The organism is Pseudomonas sp. B21-040, from assembly GCF_024748695.1.
GTDB lineage: Bacteria > Pseudomonadota > Gammaproteobacteria > Pseudomonadales > Pseudomonadaceae > Aquipseudomonas.
Genome location: NZ_CP087176.1, coordinates 2,433,656 through 2,458,315 on the forward strand (window position 1 = coordinate 2,433,656; position 24,660 = coordinate 2,458,315).

At 59.7% G+C, this 24,660-nt stretch carries 27 protein-coding genes; 14 read left to right on the forward strand and 13 right to left on the reverse strand.

Going from position 1 to position 24,660, the window contains the following annotated elements; genetic code table 11:
- Positions 1–7: 7 nt before the first annotated feature.
- The 4 genes from LOY55_RS11195 to LOY55_RS11210 form a co-directional block, all read right to left on the reverse strand.
- Positions 8–349 (reverse strand): hypothetical protein, encoded by a 342-nt coding sequence (locus tag LOY55_RS11195; RefSeq protein ID WP_046028133.1) that lies wholly within the window; start codon positions 347–349, stop codon positions 8–10.
- Between the two features lie 17 nt (positions 350–366).
- The gene (locus LOY55_RS11200) at positions 367–828 is read right to left on the reverse strand and encodes a hypothetical protein (protein ID WP_046028132.1); all 462 of its coding nucleotides are present in this window, start codon (positions 826–828) and stop codon (positions 367–369) included.
- Between the two features lie 147 nt (positions 829–975).
- Positions 976–1,656, reverse strand: a complete 681-nt coding sequence (locus LOY55_RS11205; protein ID WP_046028131.1) for a DUF3313 domain-containing protein — start codon at positions 1,654–1,656, stop codon at positions 976–978.
- Between the two features lie 150 nt (positions 1,657–1,806).
- Positions 1,807–2,013: a hypothetical protein gene (locus LOY55_RS11210; protein WP_046028130.1), complete on the reverse strand. Its 207-nt coding sequence runs from the start codon at positions 2,011–2,013 to the stop codon at positions 1,807–1,809.
- Between the two features lie 570 nt (positions 2,014–2,583).
- Here LOY55_RS11210 and LOY55_RS11215 point away from each other — a divergent pair.
- From LOY55_RS11215 to LOY55_RS11280, 14 genes are all read left to right on the forward strand, one after another.
- Positions 2,584–3,231: a hypothetical protein gene (locus tag LOY55_RS11215; RefSeq protein ID WP_223523412.1), complete on the forward strand. Its 648-nt coding sequence runs from the start codon at positions 2,584–2,586 to the stop codon at positions 3,229–3,231.
- A 346-nt stretch (positions 3,232–3,577) separates the two neighbouring features.
- Positions 3,578–4,051 (forward strand): cyclic pyranopterin monophosphate synthase MoaC, encoded by a 474-nt coding sequence (gene moaC, locus LOY55_RS11220; RefSeq protein ID WP_046028127.1) that lies wholly within the window; start codon positions 3,578–3,580, stop codon positions 4,049–4,051.
- Entirely contained in the window at positions 4,048–4,293 is a 246-nt protein-coding gene (locus tag LOY55_RS11225; RefSeq protein ID WP_046028126.1) for a MoaD/ThiS family protein, read from the forward strand. Before moaC ends, LOY55_RS11225 begins: the two co-directional genes overlap by 4 nt.
- 4 nt (positions 4,294–4,297) lie before the next feature.
- Positions 4,298–4,759 (forward strand): molybdopterin synthase catalytic subunit MoaE, encoded by a 462-nt coding sequence (gene moaE, locus LOY55_RS11230; protein ID WP_223523410.1) that lies wholly within the window; start codon positions 4,298–4,300, stop codon positions 4,757–4,759.
- Between the two features lie 33 nt (positions 4,760–4,792).
- A complete protein-coding gene (locus tag LOY55_RS11235; RefSeq protein WP_077430438.1) occupies positions 4,793–5,236 on the forward strand; it encodes a CopD family copper resistance protein in 444 nt (147 codons plus the stop codon).
- A gap of 114 nt (positions 5,237–5,350) precedes the next feature.
- Positions 5,351–6,691, forward strand: coding sequence for a coproporphyrinogen III oxidase (locus LOY55_RS11240; protein ID WP_223523409.1), 1,341 nt, complete (start codon positions 5,351–5,353; stop codon positions 6,689–6,691).
- A 21-nt stretch (positions 6,692–6,712) separates the two neighbouring features.
- Complete coding sequence (hemN, locus tag LOY55_RS11245) at positions 6,713–8,101, forward strand: oxygen-independent coproporphyrinogen III oxidase (RefSeq protein WP_223523407.1); 1,389 nt, start codon at positions 6,713–6,715, stop codon at positions 8,099–8,101.
- Between the two features lie 110 nt (positions 8,102–8,211).
- A complete protein-coding gene (nosR, locus tag LOY55_RS11250) occupies positions 8,212–10,392 on the forward strand; it encodes a transcriptional regulator NosR (protein WP_408980995.1) in 2,181 nt (726 codons plus the stop codon).
- Positions 10,393–10,446: 54 nt separating this feature from the next.
- On the forward strand, positions 10,447–12,366 hold the full coding sequence (nosZ, locus tag LOY55_RS11255; RefSeq protein ID WP_258667988.1) for a TAT-dependent nitrous-oxide reductase: 1,920 nt from the start codon (positions 10,447–10,449) through the stop codon (positions 12,364–12,366).
- A 27-nt stretch (positions 12,367–12,393) separates the two neighbouring features.
- Positions 12,394–13,701, forward strand: coding sequence for a nitrous oxide reductase family maturation protein NosD (locus LOY55_RS11260; protein WP_109787033.1), 1,308 nt, complete (start codon positions 12,394–12,396; stop codon positions 13,699–13,701).
- On the forward strand, positions 13,698–14,621 hold the full coding sequence (locus tag LOY55_RS11265; protein ID WP_109787032.1) for an ABC transporter ATP-binding protein: 924 nt from the start codon (positions 13,698–13,700) through the stop codon (positions 14,619–14,621). Before LOY55_RS11260 ends, LOY55_RS11265 begins: the two co-directional genes overlap by 4 nt.
- Positions 14,618–15,448 (forward strand): ABC transporter permease, encoded by an 831-nt coding sequence (locus tag LOY55_RS11270; protein ID WP_046028114.1) that lies wholly within the window; start codon positions 14,618–14,620, stop codon positions 15,446–15,448. Before LOY55_RS11265 ends, LOY55_RS11270 begins: the two co-directional genes overlap by 4 nt.
- A 25-nt stretch (positions 15,449–15,473) precedes the next feature.
- Positions 15,474–15,998 (forward strand): nitrous oxide reductase accessory protein NosL, encoded by a 525-nt coding sequence (locus tag LOY55_RS11275; RefSeq protein WP_046028113.1) that lies wholly within the window; start codon positions 15,474–15,476, stop codon positions 15,996–15,998.
- Positions 15,999–16,126: 128 nt separating this feature from the next.
- Positions 16,127–16,870 (forward strand): SDR family NAD(P)-dependent oxidoreductase, encoded by a 744-nt coding sequence (locus LOY55_RS11280; protein ID WP_046028274.1) that lies wholly within the window; start codon positions 16,127–16,129, stop codon positions 16,868–16,870.
- Positions 16,871–17,665: 795 nt separating this feature from the next.
- On the opposite strand, the gene LOY55_RS11285 is transcribed toward LOY55_RS11280, so the two are convergent.
- The 9 genes from LOY55_RS11285 to LOY55_RS11325 are packed head-to-tail and all read right to left on the reverse strand — an operon-like array spanning position 17,666 to position 24,652.
- Positions 17,666–19,171 carry a cytochrome D1 domain-containing protein gene (locus LOY55_RS11285; protein ID WP_223523401.1) on the reverse strand — a complete coding sequence of 502 codons (1,506 nt, stop codon included), beginning with the start codon at positions 19,169–19,171 and terminating at the stop codon, positions 17,666–17,668.
- Positions 19,168–20,007: a uroporphyrinogen-III C-methyltransferase gene (cobA, locus tag LOY55_RS11290; protein ID WP_223523399.1), complete on the reverse strand. Its 840-nt coding sequence runs from the start codon at positions 20,005–20,007 to the stop codon at positions 19,168–19,170. Before cobA ends, LOY55_RS11285 begins: the two co-directional genes overlap by 4 nt.
- 52 nt (positions 20,008–20,059) lie before the next feature.
- Positions 20,060–21,238, reverse strand: coding sequence for a heme d1 biosynthesis radical SAM protein NirJ (nirJ, locus tag LOY55_RS11295; RefSeq protein ID WP_223523397.1), 1,179 nt, complete (start codon positions 21,236–21,238; stop codon positions 20,060–20,062).
- A 26-nt stretch (positions 21,239–21,264) separates the two neighbouring features.
- On the reverse strand, positions 21,265–21,768 hold the full coding sequence (locus LOY55_RS11300) for an Lrp/AsnC family transcriptional regulator (protein ID WP_109787028.1): 504 nt from the start codon (positions 21,766–21,768) through the stop codon (positions 21,265–21,267).
- A complete protein-coding gene (locus LOY55_RS11305; RefSeq protein WP_223523395.1) occupies positions 21,743–22,186 on the reverse strand; it encodes an Lrp/AsnC family transcriptional regulator in 444 nt (147 codons plus the stop codon). The genes LOY55_RS11300 and LOY55_RS11305 overlap by 26 nt, the downstream gene beginning before the upstream one ends.
- Entirely contained in the window at positions 22,179–22,694 is a 516-nt protein-coding gene (locus tag LOY55_RS11310) for an Lrp/AsnC family transcriptional regulator (protein ID WP_223523394.1), read from the reverse strand. Before LOY55_RS11310 ends, LOY55_RS11305 begins: the two co-directional genes overlap by 8 nt.
- Positions 22,679–23,149, reverse strand: coding sequence for an Lrp/AsnC family transcriptional regulator (locus tag LOY55_RS11315; RefSeq protein WP_223523393.1), 471 nt, complete (start codon positions 23,147–23,149; stop codon positions 22,679–22,681). The genes LOY55_RS11310 and LOY55_RS11315 overlap by 16 nt, the downstream gene beginning before the upstream one ends.
- 1 nt (position 23,150) lies before the next feature.
- Positions 23,151–24,329 carry a cytochrome D1 domain-containing protein gene (locus LOY55_RS11320; RefSeq protein ID WP_046028105.1) on the reverse strand — a complete coding sequence of 393 codons (1,179 nt, stop codon included), beginning with the start codon at positions 24,327–24,329 and terminating at the stop codon, positions 23,151–23,153.
- Positions 24,326–24,652, reverse strand: coding sequence for a cytochrome c (locus LOY55_RS11325; RefSeq protein WP_046028104.1), 327 nt, complete (start codon positions 24,650–24,652; stop codon positions 24,326–24,328). The genes LOY55_RS11320 and LOY55_RS11325 overlap by 4 nt, the downstream gene beginning before the upstream one ends.
- Positions 24,653–24,660: the final 8 nt, after the last annotated feature.

The window sequence follows — 24,660 nt, forward strand, 5'->3', positions numbered from 1 at the left end:
TTCAGGACTACAGGCATTCCAGTGCGGCGCGCTCGAAGCTGGAGGGCATGAAGGTTGAGACGAGCAGTTGACGCTCGTACAGATAAACCTTGCCACCCTTTTGTGTCTTGTAAGTCTCAAGCACTTTGTCTACGGCTACTTTACTCGACACCACGACCCTGGAACTGCGCTCGCTGTGGGACACGGCAGGATCGAGTTCATGGTTCTCCAGCTTCGGGACGACGCAATCGACATATTGTTCGGGCGACTTGTCTGTTAGCAACGTTGAGGTCGGGTCATTCGGAGCGTTAGTACAACCGCCCAATAGCAGGGCGCTAAAGGTCATTACTGGGATAAATAAAAGACGCATCGACAGGGTCCTCAAGTTCAAGGCAAAACGTTGTAGCCACGCTGTTGCAGGCAACTGCTGTACACGGAGTTGTTGGCGGCGATGCTTTGGTCGGTGGTTCCAGCGTTTTGTCTGCGTTCCTGACGTTGTCTTGATCCTCCGATCACCACGCCGGCAGCTGCGGCGCTTCCGGCACGGTTCTGGCGATAGTCTTGCTTGATATCGTCGTCGATCTGGTCATAGACGTTGTCATGTTGGTTGCCCCGAACCTGCGCTGCAGTGGCTCCGGCGACTGCGGCGGTGGCAGCGCCTTTTACCCGGCCACCGGATGGCACTGTGTTTTGTATCGGGAATTGAGCGTTGGCCTGGGATTGGCAGGCGCTGGTGTCTTGCTGGATTGTCTGGGACGTCTGGCTTTTGAGTGGCACCACCGTCACCGCCGAAGCAGCAGAACTGGCGAGCAATACAAAGGCCGATAAGGTTGAGGTCAGTATTTTCATCAAGTCGGACTCTCGTTAGTCGTCGTTACATGGCCTGACGGTTTGATCAGGCCAGACGCAAAAAACCCCATGCATGTCTGCTCGCAATGCAATTCATGACAATGAATGGCCGCGATTCAGCGTGTGCGATGGGGTATCCCGCGATTGTTACTGCTTGGAAAGCAGTGCCTGCATGTCGCTCGTCATGTCTTTGAGCGCGGCTTTGAAGTCCTTGGAGGCAATGGGTTGGCTCTCATTATCCAAGGTCTCGCCGAACACTTTGCGTACCACCTTGGCGACCGGCAAACCGGTTTTGGCATCGATCAGGTCGGCTTCGATAAACAGCTCGGCAGTCTGGTCGCGATGCCCGGTGGCGGCTTGTGTTGCCCCGACGATTGCCGAGATCGGTACAGCCTCATACCAATGCATGCCCTCGTTCTTGGCGCCGACTTCGGTGATCGCCGCCTGCAAGATCAAAGTTCGTGAACCGGCCGGTGCTTGTCGTGCATCCGAAACAATCGTGTACGAGGGCGCGAAGGCGTTCCGAACGCTGTTGCTGGCCATAGTCTGTACGTCTTGCAGGGTTTGCAGATTGATGCGATCGGTCGGTTTCGGTGCCGGGTACAGCTCTACCTGCTTGAACACGACAGTGGAATAGGCGTGAGGATCAAACCCAGGCTTTATCCAGCGCAGCACTTTCTTTTCGCTCGGTGTCGTTTGCTCTTCCAGACCCTGATAATTGGCCAGGAAGCCCGAAAATTGTTCTTGCTCTGCGACCTTCGAGACACAGCCGACCTGAAACACGCAACTCAGGGCAATACCCGCAATCCATTTGTTCGACATGGTCATGTATTTTTTTCTCATGTGATGAAAGTTTTCATTCAGGTTCCAACCTGGCCCCCCGATACCGACCTGAGCGAAACAAAGCTGATGCTTGCACGTCGGTCAATGCGGGGCGGATGCTGCCTGCAGCCGCTGGATAATCCGAATCAATAACCCTTAAAAACTATTAAGTTTCACCGAGAAAGCGTGACCGACCTCATGCCATGGGGCTGCGCGAGCCGTGAAGCCCCGCGCCATCAAAATATCGCTGCCGGTAATGAATGTGCCTTCGGAGCCCATGAGCCGCGTGTCTTCGCCACGTGGGCCGCTCAATTTCTCCCGCGCCTGATGGGTGAAAAGGGTGCCCGGACTGATGGTGTTCACCCATTACTGCTCGCGTCGATTATCAAGTGCGTTTTTTTGATGTAAAAAGTATGACTGTTTAGTTGAGAGTGGCTCTAGATGAGAGTCGCTCTCTCTTGCGGGTGTTGTGAGTGGAGTAGCAACTAATGGATCCAATGAGACAATATTATAAGTTCATGTAAACAAGCAGCCCAGTTGCCATACGGGCTGACGGGTAAGTTGATCCAATAACGTCGATGTCTGCGTTTCCGTATTCCACACCGTTTGTCGGGCTTTTGCCTAAAAAATGAACATTGTCGCGTCTTTGGCCTCTGATTCTTCAGCACGTCAGCCATGACCTGCCCGTGTAGCCGCACAAAAGAAGTGGAAATTGAACCTCATATGCATTGAATGCAGATGGGGATTTTTTTATCCGAAAATCAGGAGGCAGCACACAAACCGATCGTTGATTTGCCAGGCGAATCAATGAGGTTAACATTGCCAAGTTTATGATTTGGCTTGTCTTGTATCAGTAAGGTTGTGCAGGGTTATTAATAAATGATAACCCGCGGATAGTTGATCTTTACTGCTGAATAAGTTGGAGAGAATACCGTGGCGATAAATACAATCATGAGCCTGCTCGAAAATAAAGAATTTATGGAGCTGTTGCGTCTAGGTGTTGTTTACGTCCATTTGGTGGCCTGTTGTGTCGCTATTGGTTTGGTGTTGACCAGTGATATTGCGATGGTGAGAGACCTGTTAAAACGAAAGGTATTCACCGAGCATGATAATGCTCACATGGAAAGTCTTCAGAAGTCTGTCGTCGTGGCATTGATATTTTTGTGGGTAACCGGTGCCGCTATCGTCGGTATTGACTACCTGGAAAAAGGTGCCAATTACTTCATGAATCCAAAGCTGCAGGCCAAAGTGATTATCGTCACACTGCTGACTTACAACGGCGTCTTGTTGCATCGCCTGGTGCTGCCAGCGCTGCAAAAGGCCGGTTCCTTGCTCCATCTCGGATTCAGCGCACGCATGATGGCGCTGTTCTGCGGCTCGCTGTCAGCCGTGTCCTGGATGTATGCCGCCATGTTGGGCGTCGGTCGCCCATTGGCCTGGAAATATTCGCTTTCCGAACTGTTGATGGCCTATCCGGTACTGATTGCACTCGGCTTCCTGGCAATGCTGGTGTTGACTCAGCGAGCAAGACAACAGGACTACGCCGTTGCGCCTCTGGGGACAGTAGCAAACGCATGCTAAGTCGGTTCTGCGTGTAAGTCTTGCGCACGAGCCCCCGTCCGAAAGCCACTGAACCTCCGGGTGCAAGTCTGAATCAGGCCTGCACCCGGAGGTTCTGTCTTTTGAGCCCCCGAAAACCTGAACGCCGGACCCACCTCAGCGGTCGGGCAAAACGTTCAGCAGTCCCCCCTCAATGGCACGCCGTTGCGTCATCACCGATTCTCGGGTTTCTTGATTGGTGTCAACCGCGTGTATTCGCCTGCTCTGTATTCTGCTCATAAGCCGATATCCAAGGGACCGGACGGCTTCCCGAATCCGTCCGGCACCTCTGGGGCCCAGTACAAGGCTAACGCTCATGAATGAAGGAATGCTGACCCATCTCGACTCGCAGGGGCACGCGAGGATGGTTGATGTCACCGATAAAAGCGTGACCTGCCGAGAGGCGGTGGCCGAAGCCTGGGTACGGATGCAAACCGAAACACGGCAGTTGATTGTCCGGGGTGGTCACCCTAAAGGCGATGTCTTCGCGGTCGCACGCATTGCCGGTATTCAAGCGTCCAAGCGCACGAGCGAGTTGATCCCGCTGTGCCATCCACTGTTCTTGAGTAGCGTCACCGTCGAACTGAGTGTTCAAGGCGAACATCGTGTGCGCATTGTTTCGCGGTGCAAAGTGGCCGGGCAAACAGGGGTCGAGATGGAAGCATTGACGGCGGTCAGTGTGGCGGCCCTGACACTGTATGACATGTGCAAAGCGGTGGACCGGGGCATGACGATCGAATCTGTGCGCTTGCTGGAGAAGCAGGGCGGAAAGAGCGGTCGGTATCAGGCGCCGGACCAATGAAACTGACTATTTTGTATTTTTCGCGTTATCGCGAAACGCTGGGCGTCGATGGCGAAACCATTGAAGGTGCATTCGCGTCGTTTAACCAGTTGCGTGAACATTTGGCTCATCGTGGCGGAGTCTGGCAAGTACTGGCCGAACACAATCTCATGTGCGCTCGCAACCAGGACATGTGTGGGCTTGATGAGCCGTTGAGCGACGGTGATGAAGTGGCTTTTTTCCCCACCGTGACAGGGGGGTGAGGCGGTGATTCGAGTTCAGACCGCAGGCTTCGACCCCGGTGCCGAAATCAACGCGCTGCAGGCGTCCAGTATGAGTGTGGGCGCCGTGGTGAGCTTTGTCGGCTATGTGCGGGACTTCAATGCCGGGAACGAAGTCGATGGAATGTTTCTTGAGCATTACCCCGGCATGACCGAAAAGGCCCTTGGCAAGATTGCCGATGAAGCCCGGCAGCGTTGGTCGCTGCTTGGACTGGTGCTCATTCATCGGGTGGGCGCACTGCTACCGGGCGAGCCGATCGTCTTTGTCGGTGTCAGCAGCGCTCATCGGCTGGCGGCCTTCGATGCCTGTGCGTTCGTGATGGATTACTTGAAAACCCGCGCACCGTTCTGGAAAAAAGAACAGGTGGCCGATCGTTCGCAGTGGGTCGAGGCCCGTGACAGTGATCGCGAGGCGGCACAACGATGGGATCGCGGCATTCCTGACTGAATCATATCCAGCTGAAAAGAGAGCGAGAATCCTATGCTCTACCTGCCATTTTTAATCTTGCATCTATTCGCTGCGCTGATCTTTATCGGCACGGTGTTCTTCGAAGTCCTGTTTTTAGAAAGTATCCGCAAACACTTGCCCGCCAGGGTCATGCTGCTGGTCGAGCAGGGTATTGGCCGCCGGGCCCGGACCCTGATGCCCTGGGTTCTGCTGGTGTTGTTCGGTGCGGGACTGGGCATGGTGTGGCTGCGCTATCTGCCGGTCCTGGCCGCACCCTTGGCCTCTGCATTCGGCACATTGCTGATGCTGAAAATAGTGCTCGCCGTCAGTGTATTGCTGCATTTTCTGGTGGCCATGTTCTTGTTTCACAGCGACCGCATGAAGGCTCGATACGTGCAATTGATCCATGGCAGCCTGTTCTGCCATATGGTCGCCATTGTCCTGCTGGCCAAGGCAATGTTTTACGTGGCGTGGTGACCGGTGTTGTCCGGCGGGCGGTTTGAACGCTTCGATCGGGCTTGATGCAAATCAAGGTGCGTCGATCGTCAAACTCCGACACTAGCGGTTCGCAGCCAGCCACGGAGAACCGGCATGCTCGACTTATTTCACACCCCCGGCGAGTTGAATGTTCGCAGCGACCAAGGCGTTCTCGACCCCGGTTACCCCACCGACACGCAAAAATTTCATGACGGCATCGGTTCACTGGATTTGCTGCGTGCCTTGCGCGGCAGTCGTCAGAAGCAGCGCCCCCTGGCCTTGAGTGTCTGGCTGCCTTGCACCCTCAGGCCATCGTCCTGTGTGCACGATGCTACCTGTGAGCGCGGTATCGAGCAGTACCTTAAGCGTCTGGAGCATGAGATTGACCTGGTGGGTTGCCATTTGGGGGCAGGGCAGCGGGTCGAGCGGTTTCACCTGGGGGGCGGAACACCTGCGACGTCCCATGTCGTGCGCTTGATGAGCCATCTAAGTGGTCGGTTCAATTTTCTCAGGCAAGAGAGTGGCGACTACAGCGTCGACGTTGATCTGCACCATACTGATTGGGCGACCATGGGGGTGTTGCGCGACCAGGGGTTCAGCCATGTCAGCATCGGTGTTCCGGATATCGGTGCCGACAGTGAGCTGTCGATGGACTGTTACCAGAACCCGGCCCCCATCCATTCATTGATCGACGCTGCGCGCACCTTCGGCTTTCGCTCCATCAATGTTGACCTGGGTTTTGGTCATGCCTGGCAAACGCCAGACAGTTTCGCGCTGAAACTGGCGGCGATCATCGAGCTGGAGCCGGACCGGCTCATGGTGTTCGACTACGCCCGGCCACCTCGGCGCTATCGGTCCGGGCGGGGGGATACGACCAGGACCCCGTGCAGCCAGGACGACAAGAGCGCGATGCGGCAGATCTGCTTCGAGCGATTGCTTGGCGCGGGGTATCACTACATTGGCATGGGGCAATTTGTCCGGCCCGATGATGACCTGGCGATTGCCCAGGAGCGAGGCCGGTTACGTCGTACCTGCGAGGGGTTTACCCGTCACGGTTATTGCGACCACGTCGGGTTTGGTCTGGGGGCCATCAGTCAGATCGACGAGGTGTATACGCAAAACACTGATTCAATTGAACAGTATCAGCAACAACTCGACAGCGAGCAATTGCCGACCTGCCGGGGCTGGCGTTTCGAGGCGGGGGACCAGATCAGGCACACGGTCATGGAGCGACTGTCGTGTGATCAGGAACTGGATATTCGTGCCATCGAGAAGCGCTACGGATTGAGTTTCCCCCAGTACTTCTCCTCGGTCTGGCCGTTGCTGGAGCAATTGAATCGTGATGGGTTGATTGAATTGTCAGACCGTTTCATCAGCATTCTTCCCGCCGGCCGGCCGGAAGTGGATGCCATCTGCAGTCTGTTTGAAAAGGATTCGGGCAGTGCAAGGCATTAACCCTTTGCGAGTTGATTGATCATGAAGCCTTCATTCGATTTCAATCGAGCCCTGGTCGAAAAGTATGACCGTCCGGGGCCGCGCTACACCTCTTATCCGACGGCGCCGCAGTTTCATCAGGCATTTGCCGTCGACGACTACCAGCGCGCAGTTCACGACAGCAACCAGGCGGCGTCGCCCAAACCGCTGTCGGCGTACATCCATATTCCGTTCTGCAAAAGCCTTTGCTACTACTGCGCCTGCAACAAAATCATCACCCAGAAAACCCATCGTGCGGTCGAATACCTGACCTACCTCAAGCGCGAAATTACCATGCAGGCGGCCTTGTTCGACGGCACGCGCAAGCTCACGCAGCTGCACCTGGGCGGGGGCACGCCGACGTACCTGACCAGCGAGCAACTGGCCGACCTGATGGACTGCCTGCATCAGGCGTTCGATATGGACGACAGCGATAATCACGAGTTTTCCATCGAGGTCGATCCACGCACCATCAGCACGGAGCAGATCCAGTCATTGCGTCAACTGGGCTTCAATCGCCTGAGTTTCGGCGTGCAGGATTTCGATCCCGATGTGCAGGCAGCGGTCAATCGCCAGCAAAGCGAAGCGCAGATCTATGCGCTGGTCGCGGCGGCGCGTGAGGCGCAATTCAAGTCGATCAGCGTTGATCTGATTTACGGCTTGCCCCTGCAAACGGTGCAGAGTTTCGACACCACCCTGGAAAAGATCATCGCCCTGCGCCCTGACCGGATTGCGGCCTACAGCTACGCCCATTTGCCTGAACTGGTGCGGGCGCAACGGTTGATTCGTCCGGCAGACATGCCGCCACCGGAGCGCAAGCTGGAGTTGCTCGAACTGACCATCCGCCGTCTGACCGAGGCCGGTTATGTTTACATCGGCATGGATCACTTCGCCCTGCCGGAGGATGAACTGGCGCTGGCCCGCACCCATGGCACCCTGCAACGTAATTTCCAGGGCTACTCAACCCATGCCGACTGCGACTTGATCGGCCTCGGCGTGTCTTCGATCGGCAAGGTCGGCGACAGCTACAGCCAGAGCGTCAAAGAGCTTTCGCAGTACTACGCCCGTATCGATCAAGGCTTGTTGCCGGTGCATCGGGGTTACCGCTTGAGCGCCGATGACCTGTTGCGCCGCGAAGTGATCAGCGACCTGATGTGCCATGGCCGGATTGATTTCGGCAAGTTCGAAGCGCGCCATGGCATCTGCTTCACCGAGTATTTTGCCGAGGCGCTGGCGCAACTGGACGAGCATGTGCGTGATGGACTCTTGCAGATTCACAGCGACGAATTGGTGCTGTTGCCGCAAGGGCATTTGATGATGCGCAGTGCCGCGATGGCATTTGACGCCTACCTGGGGGGCGAACAAAAAGGTCAGTTTTCCCGCACCGTTTGAAGCAGCGGGACGCTCTGGCACAAGGAATACCGGCAAGTTGATCTCAATCAAGGGCAGGGCACGAAACGCTCCCTACCATGACCGTCAGGCCCCTTGAAATCAGCGAAGCCATGACAACCCACCCGCCTTCGAAACCTGGCAACCTGCGCGTCTGGAGCGTCGGGCTGGCGGTGATGCTGTTGCTGATGATCGCGACGTTCGCGGTGGTGCAGGCCAAGTCATACGGTGACATCGAGCAGCAGCGCATCGAGAAGGTCTTCCCTCAAACCGATTCGGTCTCCGACCCGCAAGGCACCTTCAAAGTGCGCACGTTGTCGACGGCCGGCAAGGTCATCGGTTACGTTTTCCAGAGCCTGGATGTGGTGGACATTCCGGCTTACTCGGGCAAGCCGATCAACACCCAGGTGATCCTCGACACGGCCGGCGTGATCAAGGATGCCTATGTGCTGGAGCACCACGAGCCGATTCTGCTGATCGGCATTCCCGAAGTAAAACTGCATGACTTCAGCGCCAGGTACACAGGGATCAGCGTCAATCAGCGCGTGGTCGTCGGCCATTCCAGCGACCCGAGTGCGGTCACCGTGGATGCCATCGCCGGTGCAACCGTCACCGCCATGGTGGTCAACGAAGTCATCATGCGGGCCGCCCATGAAGTCGCCGTCTCGCTCAAGTTGATTGAGGACAAGGGCGCCCGGGTGAACAAGCCCGCCATCGTGCGCCAGGATTTTTTCGAACCCGCCACCTGGGAGCAATTGACCGGCAACGGGGCCATTCGCCGATTGAGCCTGACCCGCGGGCAAGTCGATGCCGCCTTCAAGGGCACCGATGCCGAAGGCGTCGAGAACGCCACCCCGGAGCACCTCGATGACACCTTTATCGAGCTGTACACCGCCGACTTGAACCCTCCGACCATTGGCCGCGCGCTGTTGGGCGACAACCAATATCGCTTCCTCATGCAGGACCTCAAACCCGGCGAGCAGGCCATCGCGGTGCTGGGGCGCGGGCTGTATTCCTATAAAGGCTCGGGTTATGTGCGCGGCGGCATTTTCGATCGGGTGCAATTGCGCCAGTTCGGCAATGTCATAAGTTTTCGCGACATGGACCATCAGCGGCTGTCCGACGTGTTTGCCCAGGACATGCCCGAATTCACTGAAATGTCGGTGTTCATTGTGCGCAAGCAGGCGGGTTTCGATCCTGGGTCGCCCTGGTCCCTGGAGTTGCTGGTGCGGCGTCAGACCGGTCCGGTCAGCGGCACCTTCAGCAGTTTCGAATTGGCCTACCAATTGCCCGAACACTACCTTGAGCGACCAGCCCCCAGCGCCGAAGAACTGGCCGCCATCGAAGAAGCCAAACGGCCGATGTGGTTGACCATCTGGTACCAGAAGTACTTTCAGATTGGCGTACTGGCCAGCGCGTTGCTGCTGCTGACAGCGATCCTGTTCCTGCAGGACAAACTCACTCGCCGGCCGCGTTTAATGCACTGGCTGCGTCGCGGTTATTTGCTTTTTACCGTGGTGTTTCTGGGCTGGTATGCCTTGGGGCAGCTGTCGGTGGTCAATGTCCTGACGTTTGTCCATGCATTGTTCGAGCACTTCCGCTGGGAGCTGTTTCTCACCGATCCGCTGATTTTCATGCTGTGGGTGTTCACCGCGGCGAGCATTTTGCTGTGGGGCCGTGGGGTGTTCTGCGGCTGGTTGTGCCCGTTTGGCGCGCTGCAAGAGCTGATCAACGAAGCCGCGCGCAAGCTGAAGATCCCTCAATACGAATTGCCTTTCGCGGTCCATGAGCGGCTGTGGGCGATCAAGTACATCATTTTGCTGCTGCTCTTCGGCCTGTCCCTGGAGTCGATGTCCAGCGCCGAACTGTTCGCCGAGGTAGAGCCCTTCAAGACCGCCATCACCCTGCGATTCGACCGCCAGTGGTGGTTCGTGCTGTACGCGGTGGCATTGCTGGTCATCAATCTCTTCACCCGAAAAGTCTATTGCCGCTACATCTGCCCATTGGGCGCGGCGTTGGCGATACCGACGAAATTGCGTCTGTTCGACTGGCTGAAGCGCCGCAAGGACTGCGGCAACCCATGCCAGTTGTGCGCCAAGGAATGTGAGATCCAGGCGATTCACCCGGATGGCCGGATCAATGCCAACGAGTGCCATTACTGCCTCGATTGCCAGATGACCTATCACAACGAAAACAAATGCCCGCCGCTGATCAACAAGCGCAGGAAACGCGAAAAATCGGCGCCCGTGGCGGCGCAATTGATCCCTGTCGTGGAAGTGACGGCTGCTGAATGAACCTGGCGAGCGCACGTCCGCGGAGACCGTTTTTCCCTTCAAGGAGTAGACAAAATGACTGACTCAGAATCCACAAAGCCCGGTGAAGAAGTAGAGCAGGCGGGGCTCAGCCGTCGCGGTTTTCTTGGCAGCAGTGCGGTCACCGGCGCAGTGCTGGCGGGGGCCGCGACCCTCGGCGGCACGGTGTTCAGCCGCGAGTCCTGGGCGGCGGCGGTGAAGGATGCGCAAGCGAAAATCCATGTCGGCCCCGGTGAACTGGACGAGTACTACGGCTTCTGGAGTGGCGGTCATCAAGGCGAAGTGCGCGTGTTGGGCGTGCCGTCGATGCGCGAGTTGATGCGCATCCCGGTGTTCAACGTCGACTCCGCCACCGGGTGGGGCCTGACCAACGAAAGCAAGCGGATCCTGGGCGACAGCGCCAAGTTCCAGAACGGCGATTGCCATCACCCGCACATCTCCATGACGGACGGAAAGTACGACGGCAAGTACCTGTTCATCAACGACAAGGCCAACTCCCGTGTCGCGCGCATCCGCCTGGACATCATGAAGTGCGACAAGATGCTCACCGTGCCGAATGTGCAAGCCATCCATGGCCTGCGACTGCAAAAAGTGCCTTACACCAAGTGCGTGTTCGCCAATGCCGAATTTGTCATTCCGCACCCTAATGACGGCCACACCTTCGATCTGCAAGACAAGAACAGCTTCACGATGTTCAACGCCATTGACGCCGAGAAGATGGAGATGGCTTTCCAGGTGATCGTCGACGGCAACCTGGACAACACCGACGCCGATTTCACCGGCAAGTACGCCGCTTCCACCTGCTACAACTCGGAAAAAGCCTACGACCTGGGCGGCATGATGCGTAATGAGCGCGACTGGGTCGTGGTGTACAACATTCCGCGCATCGAAGCCGCGATCAAGGCCGGCAAGTTCATCACCCTGGAAGGCTCGAAAGTGCCCGTGGTCGACGGTCGAAAAACCGATGGCAAAGATTCCGAGTTCACCCGCTACATCCCGGTTCCGAAGAACCCGCACGGCCTGAATACATCTCCCGATGGCAAGTACTTCATTGCCAACGGCAAGCTTTCGCCCACCGTCTCGATGATTGCCATTGACCGTCTGGACGACCTGTTCGCCGACAAGTTCAGCGACCCGCGCGAGGTGATCATTGCCGAGCCGGAACTGGGCCTGGGGCCTTTGCACACCACGTTCGACGGTCGCGGCAACGCCTACACCACGCTGTTCATCGACAGTCAGGTGGTGAAGTGGAACATGGCCGAAGCGGTACGCGCCTACAAAGGCGAGAAGGTCAATTACATCAAGCAGAAGCTCGACGTGCAGTACCAGCCTGGCCATAACCATGCCTCGCTGACTGAAACCAGTGACGCCGATGGCAAGTGGCTGGTGGTGTTGTGCAAATTCTCCAAGGACCGCTTCCTGCCGACCGGACCGCTGCACCCGGAAAACGATCAACTGATCGATATTTCCGGCGAAGAAATGAAGCTGGTGCACGACGGTCCCGCATTTGCCGAACCTCACGATTGCATCCTGGCGCGCCGGGACCAGATCAAGACCAAAAAGATCTGGGACCGTAACGACCCGTTCTTCGCCGCCACCGTAGAACTGGCCAAGAAAGACGGGATCAATCTGGAGACCGACAACAAGGTCATCCGCGACGGCAATCATGTGCGGGTCTACATGACGTCCATGGCGCCGGCCTATGGCCTGCCCGAGTTCACCGTCAAACAGGGCAACGAAGTCACGGTGACCATCACCAACATCGACCAGATCGAAGACGTCTCCCACGGCTTCGTCATGACCAACCATGGCGCCAGCATGGAGATCAGTCCGCAGCAAACCTCGTCGATTACGTTTACGGCCGACAAGGCCGGCTTGCATTGGTACTACTGCAGCTGGTTCTGCCATGCGCTGCACATGGAAATGGTCGGCCGCATGAAAGTCGAGCGGGCCTGACCGTTGCCAATCGACAGGAGCGAACCCATGGCCGACATCAAGGACACCCCAGTGCGTGGTTGCGGGATAAACGTCTTTGCGTTGTTGCTCCTGTTGATGTCAGGCAGTGCGCTGGCGGCAGTTCAACCCGTCACCACGCTACCGTTGCGGGTTGACGCCGAACAACGCTGGCACCTGCCGGCAGGCGAGTACCGTGGCACGTTCAGTGTCGATCAACCGATGCAGATTGTTTGCGAGCCCGGTGCCGTCTTTCAGGCGCAAGGGCAGGGGAACGGGATCATTATCAGTGCGCCCGATGTCGTGATCGAGGGCTGCACGTTTTTGGATTGGGGGCACGATCTCACCGCCATGAATGCAGCGGTGTTCATCCAGCCCAAGGCCCGTGGCGTGGTGATCAAGGGCAATCGCATGCAAGGCCAGGGATTTGGAATCTGGGTCGACGGTACGCAGGATGCCAGCCTGATCGACAACCGCATCCAGGGCGACCCGACGCTGCGATCGCAGGATCGTGGCAATGGCATTCATCTGTATGCGGTGCATGGTGCCAAAGTCATTGGCAACCAGGTGCGCGACACCCGCGATGGCATCTACATCGACACGTCCAACGGCAACCTGCTGCAGGGCAATACCCTGGAGGACCTGCGTTACGGCGTGCATTACATGTTCGCCAACGACAACCGGCTGATCGGCAACATCACCCGCCGCACCCGCACCGGCTATGCCTTGATGCAAAGCCGCAAGCTCACGGTGATCGGCAACCGCTCCGAACAGGATCAGAACTACGGCATCCTGATGAACTACATCACTTACTCCACCTTGCGCGACAATTTCGTCACCGACGTGCGCGACGGCTCGACCGGCGACAGCATGATCAGCGGTGCCGAGGGCAAGGCGCTGTTCATCTACAACTCGCTGTTCAACAGCATCGAACACAACCATTTCGAGCACAGCGCCGTGGGCATTCACCTCACCGCCGGCTCCGAAGACAACCGCATCGCCGACAACGCGTTTGTCGGCAACCAACGGCAGGTCAAATACGTTGCCACTCGCTTGCAGGAATGGTCGGTGGATGGCCGGGGCAATTTCTGGAGCGACTACCTGGGCTGGGACCGCAACAACGATGGCCTGGGCGATATCGCCTACGAACCCAACGACAATGTCGACCGCCTGCTGTGGCTGTATCCACAAGTGCGGCTGTTGATGAACAGTCCCGGGATCGAGCTGTTGCGCTGGGTGCAAAGGGCATTTCCGGTGATCAAGTCGCCGGGCGTACTCGACAGCCATCCGTTGATGAAACCCACCACTGAACCCCTGACCAAGGAGCCCGTTGCATGAATGTCATCGACATGGAAGGCGTCAGCCAACGCTATGGGCACACCACGGTGTTGCATCAGTTGAACCTGAGCCTGGCCGAAGGTGAAGTGCTGGGTTTGTTCGGGCACAACGGTGCCGGCAAGACCACCAGCATGAAACTGGTGCTGGGCCTGCTGACCGCCAGCGAAGGGCAAGTCCGGGTGTTTGGCCGCTTGCCCAGTGACCCGCACGTTCGACGGCTGCTGGGGTATTTGCCGGAGAACGTGACCTTTTATCCGCAGATGAGTGGCCTGGAGACCTTGCGCCATTTCGCCCGACTCAAAGGCGCCGCGCCTGCTCAGGTGGACGTGCTGCTGGAGGAAGTCGGCCTGGCGGGCGCGGCGCATCGCCGGGTCAAGACTTACTCCAAGGGCATGCGCCAACGCCTGGGGCTGGCGCAAGCCTTGCTCGGCGCACCGCGTTTGTTGCTGCTCGACGAGCCGACGGTCGGCCTCGATCCCATCGCCACTCAAGACCTGTACCGGTTGCTCGACCGCCTGCGCAACCAGGGCACCAGCATCATTCTCTGTTCCCACGTGTTGCCGGGCGTCGAGGCGCACATCAACCGTGCGGCGATTTTGACCCAGGGGCGTCTGCTGGCGCTGGGCAGTCTGCGCAGCCTGCGCGAGGAAGCCGGGTTGCCGACGCTGATTCGCGCCAACGGGCTCAAGCACGCCGGGCCTTTGCAGGCATCCTGGAACAATGCCGGGCACGTCACTCAGCGCTGGGGCGTGGAAGGCCTGGAGGTGGCGGCGCTCAATGGCAACAAACTCGATCTGTTGCGCCAATTGCTCAATGACGACGAGCCGGCGGACGTGGAAATCGACCCACCCTCCCTGGAAGACATCTACCGCTTTTACATGGGGCGGGCCGGCACGCGCCCCACTGGAGAGATCGCATGAATCCGATCTGGAACATGGCCCGCAAAGAGTTCAACGACGGTTTGCGTAACCGCTGGTTGTTGGCGATCAGCCTGTTGTTCGCAGTGTTGGCCACCGGCATCGCCTGGCTGGGCGCCGCGGCTTCCGGTCAGTTGGGCTTTACCTCGGTGCCGGCGACCATCGCCAGCCTGGCCAGCCTCGCGACGTTCCTGATGCCGCTGATTGCTTTGCTGCTGGCCTATGACGCCATCGTCGGTGAGGACGAAAGCGGCACGTTGCTGCTGTTGCTGACCTACCCGCTGGGGCGCGGGCACATCCTGCTGGGCAAGTTTATTGGCCACGGGATGATCCTGGCGCTGGCCACGCTGATCGGTTTCGGCTGCGCGATGCTGGCGATCGCTGTCTGCGTGGAGGATGTCGAACTGCAGTTGCTGTTCTGGGCGTTCGCACGCTTCATGCTGTCGTCGACGCTATTGGGCTGGGGCTTTCTGGGGTTGGCGTATGTGCTGAGCAGCGTGTCGGCCGAAAAATCCACGGCGGCCGGACTCGCGCTGGGGGTGTGGTTTTTCTTCGTGCTGGTGTTTGACCTGGCGCTGCTGGCCTTGCTGGTGCTCAGCGAAGGGCATTTCAACCCGCAGGTATTGCCCTGGTTGCTGCTGCTCAATCCTGCCGACGTCTATCGCTTGATCAATCTTTCCGGTTTTGAAACCGGCGTCAGTACGGCCGGCGTACTGACGCTCGGCAGTGATCTGCCGATGCCGGGCGCGATGCTCTGGCTGTGTCTGTTGTTGTGGGTAGCGGCGCCGTTGGGTTCGGCCTGGCTGCTGTTCCGTCGACGGGCGACCTGAATTCATACCTTTGGAGCACCTGACAATGAAAAACCGTTACTACACGACGTTACGCGCTATGGCGGGCCTGATGGTCTGTCTGCTGCTGACAGCGTGTGACAAGCCCGCGCAAGCTGCGTACAGCGACCTTCCCAGCGCCTTCCATCCCAGTGATGAATGCCATGTCTGCGGCATGATCATCAACGGGTTCCCGGGGCCGAAGGGGGAAGTGGTCGAGCCTGGCGGCATCAAGAAATTCTGCTCCACGGCGGAGATGATCGGTTGGTGGTTGCAGCCGGAAAATCATCACGGCGATGCCCGGTTGTATGTCCACGACATGGGCCGCAGTCCGTGGAACGCACCGGATGATTCCCAACTGATCGATGCCAAGGATGCCTTCTATGTGGTCGGCACCGGGCTCAAGGGGGCGATGGGCATCGTACTGGCGTCTTTCTCCAGTGAGCAGGCGGCACAGAAACTGGCCACCGAGCAGGGTGGTCGTGTGCTGCGGTTCGGCGATATCGATCAGTCGGTGCTTCAGCAACCGGCCATGTCGCACGCGACTCACTGATCGCTCGATTGGCTGCCCGATCTTTTATGAAATCTGATCGCCGTCAAGTCGGTCTGTTTGCGCTTGTTCAATGATAGGGGCCCGCAATGTCCCCAGTGCTTGGCATCGACGATGCCCAGGAGAACATGATGCAAACCGAGTTTCAGGATCGTTTGGCTGTGATCACCGGCGCCAGCTCCGGGATTGGTCTGGCCCTGTGCGCTGCGCTGTTGCCGCGTGGCGTCAAGGTGCTGGCGATGTCACGTACGGCTGGTGATCTGCCGGCCTTGCAGCAGATCTACGGCGAACGTTTGCAATGGAGCGCCGGGGACGTCACGTGCAAGGACGACTTGCGCAATCTGGCGGAGCACGCTGCGACGCTGGGCCGGATCGATTATCTGGTGCCCAACGCGGGGATCGCCGAAATGGCCGATGGCCTGGACATGCCGGCCTTCCAGCGTCAGTGGGCAGTCAACGGTGCCGGGGCGTTGAACACCCTGGCGGCGTTGCGCGGGGAGCTGGCGAGCCCGGCTTCGGTGGTGTTTGTCGGCAGCTTCCTGACCGGTTCGAGCTTTCCCGGCCTGGCCGCCTGCATTGCCAGCAAGGCTGCCTTGGCGGCACAGGCACGCACATTGGCGGTGGAGTTTGCCCGTTTTGATGTGCGCATCAATCTGGTCTCCCCGGGGCCGACCGCCACCCCGATGTGGGACAACCTGGGCTTGAGCGACGATGAACTCGACGAAGTCGCGGACACCCTCGGCAAACGTATGTTGCCCGGGCACTTTCTCGATGCGTCAGCGGTGGCCAACGTGATTATCTTTCAGCTGTCCCAAGGCGCCCGGGGCGTCTACGGTCAGGACTGGACGGTCGACAACGGGTACACGTTGGGCTAGAACGTCGAACATATACTTGGGCTTGGTGCTGGTCACTCAAGATCGCTGGAGCGGTTTTTTGATGGTGTACATATCCGTTGTTGCGGTAACGGCTGCTGGCGGTTTCGCTCTTACAGCGAGTCCCTTTTCCAAACGCCGAAAAGGAACCAAAAGGCTTTGCCCCTCCATTCGGTGCCTCGCCCAGGCTCGGCATGCCCTCACTCCGGCATTGCTCCGGGGGCCCGCCGCCATCGGCCATCCATGGCCGGGGGCGGCTACCGCGGCATCCTTGCCGCGGTGCCCCCTACGCAACGCCTGCGTTCGGCCTCTGGGAAAGGGGCAACAGATCACGATCAAGATCAAAAACACGCAGCCTCGCCAAGGCTCGACAGCTGCTACGGAGGGTGGGAACAATCAACAGCTTTGAGAGCAGGTTCGCCCAACAATGTATCGGCGCACGACTTTGCTTTTCACCACTCAACAGGCCGAGCGTTAGCTCGCCTGCAGCTTTTGATGTTGACGCACCGCCCCCTCGAGAGGCCGAGTGGAGGTTCTGCGCAGTGGGCAACCCGGCATGGATGCCGGGTTAGCCGCCCCCGGCCATGGATGGCCGATGGCGGCGGGCCCACGGAGCAGGACCGGAGCGAGGGCATGCCGAGCCTAAGCGAGGCACCGAACGAAAGGGGCAAATGCGCTTTGGTTACTTTGGCGCTCTTCCAAAGTGACCCGCCGTAAGGGCGGAACCATTAGTGGCCGTTATCGCAAAAACGGATATACACCCAAACCCAAACCCAAACCCAAACCCAAACCCAAACCCTAATGCGAAGTCCCCTCGGCAAACTCGATTTTATTGCCGACGTTGTACTTGCCGGACGGCTTGTTCATCGGCAGGCGTTTGATCTCCTCGAGGGTATTGCTGTCGTAAACAATCAGCGCTCCATCGGTGGCCCAGATGCTCAGCAGCAAGTAGCGGCCATCACGGGTGAACTCGACGTGGGCGGCAGTCTTGCCGGGCATCGGGCGCAAGGTATGGGCAATTTCCAGGGTCTGCTTGTCGATCAGGTGAATAGCATCGTTGTCAGGCCCGAAGAACACGTCGGACCAGGCATAGCGTGAGTTGACATGACTGCGCATGAAGAAACCCGGTCCCAGGGTCGGAATTTCCTTGATCAGTTTCCAGGTCTTGAAGTCGATGACCGAGATCAGCCCTTTGCTGATGTTCGGCGTGGCAAACACCCACTGACCGTTGCGTTTCCAGTAGGTCCCGGACCCCAGGTGGGGCATGCCCGGCAGTGCGATGTCGGTGACGATCCTGCCAGTGTCGAGGTCGATCACTTGACCGCCCCCGGCCTTGCGCGACGTGGCCAGCAATTGCTTGTAGTCCGGTGAAAAGGAAAAGTCATCCAGTACATCCTCGGCCGGGATTCGCCGTGGTTCGAAGTCTGGTGTGCCGGCGCAAGACAACTCCCACACCTCCTTCACGTCCTTGAGCGCCACGATAAAACTGTCCCGTGGCGGGGCGGTATAGACCGCACTGACCCGTGATGCGCTGCCGTCCTGGCCGATGGCCGGCAGGGTTTTGACCAGCGACAGATCGCGGGCATCGAGCACCACCAGGTTGCCCGGCAGATAATTGCCGACCAGCACCCATCGACCGTCCTTGCTCACCGCCAGGTTGCGGGTGTTGAGCCCGACGCGGACCTCGGCGATCAGTTTCAGGTTATGCAGGTCGTACAGGCTGACCCAGCCATCACGCGAAGCGACGTAGACAAAACGCCCATCCGGCGAAAATTTCGGCCCGCCGTGCACGGCAAAGTGTGAAGCAAACCGCGCCAGTACTTCAAAGCGATCGCCGTCGAGGATATTGATGTGGTGATCGCCGGCTTCCACCACCACAAACAGATTCAGTGGGTCGGCATGATGTTGGGGCCTGTCGGGCAGTGTGCTGAGGTCAGCGAGTACCGTGTGGCTGCCGCGAATGTCGTCGTTGCTCCAGGTGGGCGCGGTGGCGGGCGGTTGCTGAAGGTAGTTCGCCAGCGCATCGATCTGCGCCGGGTTGAGCACGTTGGCAAACCCGGCCATCTGGCTGGCGGGGCGACCGTCGCGGATCACGTTGCGGATTTCGTCGGGTTTGATCCGGCTCAGACTCTCCGGTAGCAACGCCGGCCCCGTCGCGCCGAAACGGTTGGCGCCATGACAGCCCTGGCAATGCTGTTGGTAGTGGTCGGCGGCCTGTTCCAATGTCCCCCCGACGGGCGGCAGCGCGGCGCCTGCGTAAGCTGCGCCTGCCCACAACAACGGGACAAACACCGCGCGCCTCATACCGTCACCCTGGCATGGCGTTTCAGCGCTTGAGCGGGGTAAAAACGCGCCGGATAGTCCCGTCGTTGGGTGGCGAACAAGTCGACGACCTGGCCAATGACGGTCAAAGTCGGAACACCCGGCGGGCAGTCCAGTGCCAGCGTCGGCAAGTGTTTCAGCACGCCTCGCGCGACATGCTGGTCGGGCCGCGTGCCATTGCTGATCAGCGCCGCCGGTGTGTCCGCCGCCAGCCCGGCGTCAATCAAGCGCTCAGCGATAATCCCGAGGTTCGATAACCCCATGTAAAACACCAAGGTCTGGCTGGTATCGGCCAGGTCGTGCCAGGGCAATATCAACTCGCCGTCGTGTTGCAGGTGGCCGGTGATGAACCGACAGGAGTTGACCAGGTTGCGGTGGGTCAGCGGGATGCCGGCGTAAGCGCTGCACCCGGACGCGGCGGTAATGCCCGGGACTACCTGGCAGTCAATGTTGCGTTGCAACAGATACTCCAGCTCCTCGGCACCGCGACCAAAAATGAACGGGTCACCCCCCTTCAGCCGCGCCACGCGCAGCCCTTGATCGGCGAGGTCGGCGAGCAGTTCGTTGATCTGGTCCTGGGGCAGGCTGTGGCAACCGCTGGCCTTGCCGACGTAATGCCGGGCGCAGTCGAGGGGGATCAGCGTCAGCAGTTCGGGGCTGATCAGGCGGTCATAGACGACGGCGTCGGCCTGCATCAACAGGCTCCAGGCGCGCAAGGTCAGCAGGCGGGGATCGCCGGGACCCGCGCCGACCAGGGCCACTTCGCCCGGTCTGAAGGTGGACTCAAGTGCAGCCGGTAAAACAATCGAGGGGTGCATGGGACGTCCTTGGTTCTTCATCAGGTTGGCCGGGGCTGGCCAGGCGGATGCTTCAGTGCATGACGCAAGGGATTGTCGATAAGGGCGGCACACCGATTTCTTCGTCGCTGAGGTGGCAACCGGGGTCCTGGCCCCAGAGATCGCCTTCGGCCCAGGCGCGAGTGCGGGTGTTGCCGTTGCAGATGTCCAGCCAGCGGCATTGGCCGCAGCGGCCACCGACGGCGCGCGGATGCTCGCGCAGTTGCTGCAATAAGGCGTCCGGGCGGTCCAGCCAGAGGGTGCGAAATGGCGTGTGCCGCACGTTGCCTACCGAGTGCTGCCACCAATAAGTGTCCGGGTGGACGTCGCCGGTGTTGTCGATATTGGCGATGCCGCTGCCCGAAGCGTTGCCGCCCCAGGCGCGGAGCATGCGTTCCAGGCGCGAGGCGTGCTCGGGCAGGTGAAGGCTCACCCACTGCAGCAGCAGAATCGCGTCGGCGTCGTTGTTGCCACTGACAAAGTCGCTGTCGCGGCCCTGCGCGATATCGTCCCAGGCCTGTTCGAAGATCAACGTCATCGCCTCACGGCTCATCTGTTGCCGGGCGTCGAGCGTGCGACTGCGTTTGCCGCGACCGCTGTAGTTGAGGTGCGACAGGTAAAACTTCTGCACGTCGTACTCACGCATCAGCGTCAGCAGCTGAGGCAGTTGCCCATGGTTTTCCTGGGTGAGCGTGGTGCGCAAGCCAACACGAATACCCTGTTCGCGACAGAGCCGGATCGCGTGCATGGAACGGGCAAAACTGCCCTTGAGTTGGCGGAAGGCGTCATGGGTGGCTTGCAGGCCATCGATGCTGATACCGACATAGTCGAACTGCGCCGCGTGGATCTGCCCGATGTTGTGCTCAGTAATCAGCGTGCCGTTGGTGGACAACGCCACAAAGAACCCCTTGGCGCGGGCGTAGGCGCTGAGCACAAACAGGTCGTCGCGCAACAGGGGCTCACCGCCAGACAGAATCAGCACCTTCACGCCGGCGTCGTGCAGGTCGTCGATCACCGTGAGTGCGGCCGGGGTATCCAGTTCATCGCGAAAGACACTGTCAGCGGACGTGGCGTAACAGTGTTTGCAGGTCAGGTTGCAACGCCTGAGCAGATTCCAGATCACCACGGGTGGCCGTTGGCTGCCCGATGCGCCGGTTTTGGGGGCGGGCGCCTGGCCGGCCAGTGCGCGAAGGTATTGGCTGATCCTTAACATGCAACTCTCCTTGAGTCGGCGCGTGTTCAGTGCGAAGCGGGTGGCAGGCGCAGACCGGTTTTTTTCAGGATTCGGCTGCTCACTAACATCTCGTCGGCGGCGCAGGCATCACCCAGCAAGTAGCGCAGGTGCTCGCGGTAGCTGTCGATTTCCTCACTGCTGCGACCGTGCACCATGGCAAACAGGTTGTAGCGCCACGCGGTGCGGCGCGGGCGTCGATAACAATGGCTGACGAAGGGTTGCGCACCGATCAGCGCGCCGAGGCGGGGCATGTCTGCATCACGCACATCCCACACCGTCATGCCGTTGTGGCGGTAGCCCAGGCGATAGTGATTGGGGACGGCGGCGATGCGGCGGATGGCACCCTCTGCCTGTAATCGCTTGAGCAAGTCCAGGGTGGACTCGATGCTGAGGTCGAGCTGTTCGGCGAGCCAGGCCCAAGGGTCATCCAGCAGCGGCAAGCCGGCCTGGGTCAGCTCGATCAAGCGGTGAGCCAGGGTGTCTTCAGACCGGGAAATACAGACCGACATGGTAGGTCTCCTCTTTGGGCAGGTTGAGCAGCGACAGGCCGGTCAGGGTTTCGATGTGATGCAGGGTGTCGCTCAGTCGTTGTTGCGTGGCGCAACCGAGCACGAACCACATGTTCCAGGGGTGTTCGCGTCGATAGTTGTGCGCCACTTCAGGCAGGCCCTGTAGTTGTTCCGCGACGTCTTCGAAACGTTCTTCCGGCACCGTCAGGGCCGCGAGGGTGAACGCGCCGCCCAAGCGCTCGATGTCGAACATCGGGCCGAAGCGCGTGAGCACGCCGTCTTCCAGCAAAAGGTGGAGGCGATCGAGCAATTCGTCGCTGCTGCTCTCCAGTTCCTCGGCCAGTACTTTCCAGGGTTGGCGCACCAGCGGCAGGCCCAGTTGCAAGCGATTGATCAGTCGACGGTCGAGGTCATCCACGGGGGGGAACTCCTGTTGGCAGTGGGGCAAAGCGCCCGCCGCATTGTTTGAAGGCGTGGGTGCTGAACAGCAATTCGTGGGGCAGGTCGTCCAGCAAATGCTCCTTCAGCAGCGCCTGAATCTGCGCCTCGACCTGATCCCGTTGACGCCCGTGAACCATGCAGAACAGGTTGTAGTGCCATTGCGGCAAGCGTCGTGGTCGCTGATAGCAGAGGGTGATGCCGGGCGCCCGGCCCAGGCGCTGGCCGACTTCGTCGATCAACGCGTCCGGAACATCCAGCACCAGCATGGCGTTGGCGGTAAAACCCAGTGCGCGGTGGTTGAGCACCAGGCCGATGCGCCGGAACAGCCCTTGTTCGTGCCACTGATGCATTTGCGCGAGCACCTGGTTTTCGTCGGCGTTTATCCGTTCGGCGAGGGACTGATAGGGGCGCGGTACTCGCGGCAGGCCGCCTTCCAGGTGTCGACGCAGGGCCAGTGCCTGTTTAGCGTTCAATCCGGGTTGCATGGGCTTTCTCCCAGGGCAAAACCGAGGTCAATGCGGTAGGCAGTCAACATCGGCAGGTCCAGTGGTGTGAGACCGGTATCGTTCTCCAGCTCTTCGAGCACTCGCTCAATGTGCTGGCGATCGGGACCGGTCAACACAAACCACAGGTTGTAGTGATGCTCGCGCGCGTAGTTGTGATTGACCTCGGGGTATTGGCTGACGCGTTCGGCGACCTGATGCAGGCGCTCGGGAGGCACGGCGAGGGCGGCGAGGGTGCTGGCCCCGGCGCGGCTGTGTTCAAACACCGGGCCAACGCGCGACAAGGCGCCGGCCAATTGCAGGCGATGCAGACAGGCCATCACTTGCGGCTCGCTGCAACCCAGGATCCGGGCCATCTCTTGATAGGGTTCCGCGCACAGCGGCATGCGGTGCTGGAAGCGGTCGATCAACTGGCGGCTGAGCAGGTCGAGGTTCATTTCAATAGCCCATTTTTTGCGCGCGGCTGCTGAAGAAGATGCCGCTTGGCGCGGCAGCGGGAAGGGTGCTCAGTTGCTTCAGGCTGTACGGGTCCCAGACTTGAACCTGATCGCCATCGCGTAATGACAGCCATAGCTGATCACCGCGCGCGGTGAACTCCATGTGCAGCACCGCTGGCCCCGGTCGCAAATCGGCGACCACGGCGTGGGTTTCGGTGTCGATGACCTGAACCCGGTCATTGTCCGGGTAGGCGAAATTGACCCACAGTTGCCGACCGTCCGGGCGCGAGGTGACGAACACCGGTTGGCCGGCAACGGGAATGACGGCGGTTTGCTCCCAGGTGCGCGAATCCATCACCAGCACCTGGTGCCGGCCAACCGCAGGCACGAACGCCTGGTTGTCGGCGACGGCCCAGCCCTCCAGGTGCGGCATCTTGTAGACCGGCAGTTTCGCCTGGCCGCGTCCATAATCGCCGAGCACTCGCCGCACTCCGCGTTCGGGGTGCCAAAGGTCGAGTTGGGCCATGCCGTCTTCGCCGAACAACCCGGCCATGTAGTAGCGACCGTCCGGGGTAATCAGCGCGTCGTAGGGTTGCTGGCCGATGGCGGTGAAGCGGCTGATCTTCGGCGACGTTCCCTGGCTGAAGTCGGCCGTCCAGATCTCGCCGGTATCGAACAGGCTGAACACAAAGCGCTGGCCGGGTGCGTCGACCAGGCCGACCACCCGCGAGCGCTTGCTGCCATCGGCCAATGGGGTGGCAGGGATGTCAGCCACCAGTTGCAGGGTGGCGGCATCGAAGACCTTGACCCCGCCGGGCACATAGTTGGATACGGCGATCAATTTGCCGTCCTGGCTGATGGCGCCGCCGATGCTGTTGCCGCCTTGTATCAGTCGATGGTCGATGCGCCGGGTCAGCAAGTCGATCTTGCTCAGGCCGCCGTCGCGACCGAACACATAGGCATAACGCTGGTCGCGGGAGAACACCACCGAGGCGTGGGACAGGTCACCCAGACCATCGAGTCGGGCCAGTGCCGAGCGGGTATCGCTTTCAATGATTTGCACACTGCCGCTGGCGCGCTCCACGACCACGCCCAGATCACCGGTGCCGCGCAACGGCGGTTGAGTACACGCGGACAACAACAGCCCGGTCGCCGCTGACAGCAGGATTGAACGGATCATGGTGCGGGGTATCCCTTGAGAAGAAGGTCGACCAGCCAACGGATATCATCCGGGCCAAGCAGCGGGGCCCAACCGGGCATCGCGGTGCCGGGTCGGCCTTGGGAGACGGTGGCAATCAGGCTGTCCCGGGACTTGCCGGCCAGTGCGGTGCGAGTCAGTTCGGGACCCAGCCCGCCGGTCATGTGCAGCCCATGGCAGGCGCCACAGTCCTGGGCCAGCAGGTGTTCGAGTTGTGCCTGACGCTTGGCGTCAGGGGTGGCAACTGCCGTTGCGCAAATGAGGAGGAGGGCCGTCAGAACTGCAGCGTGTCCATACACCATCATGACGCCCT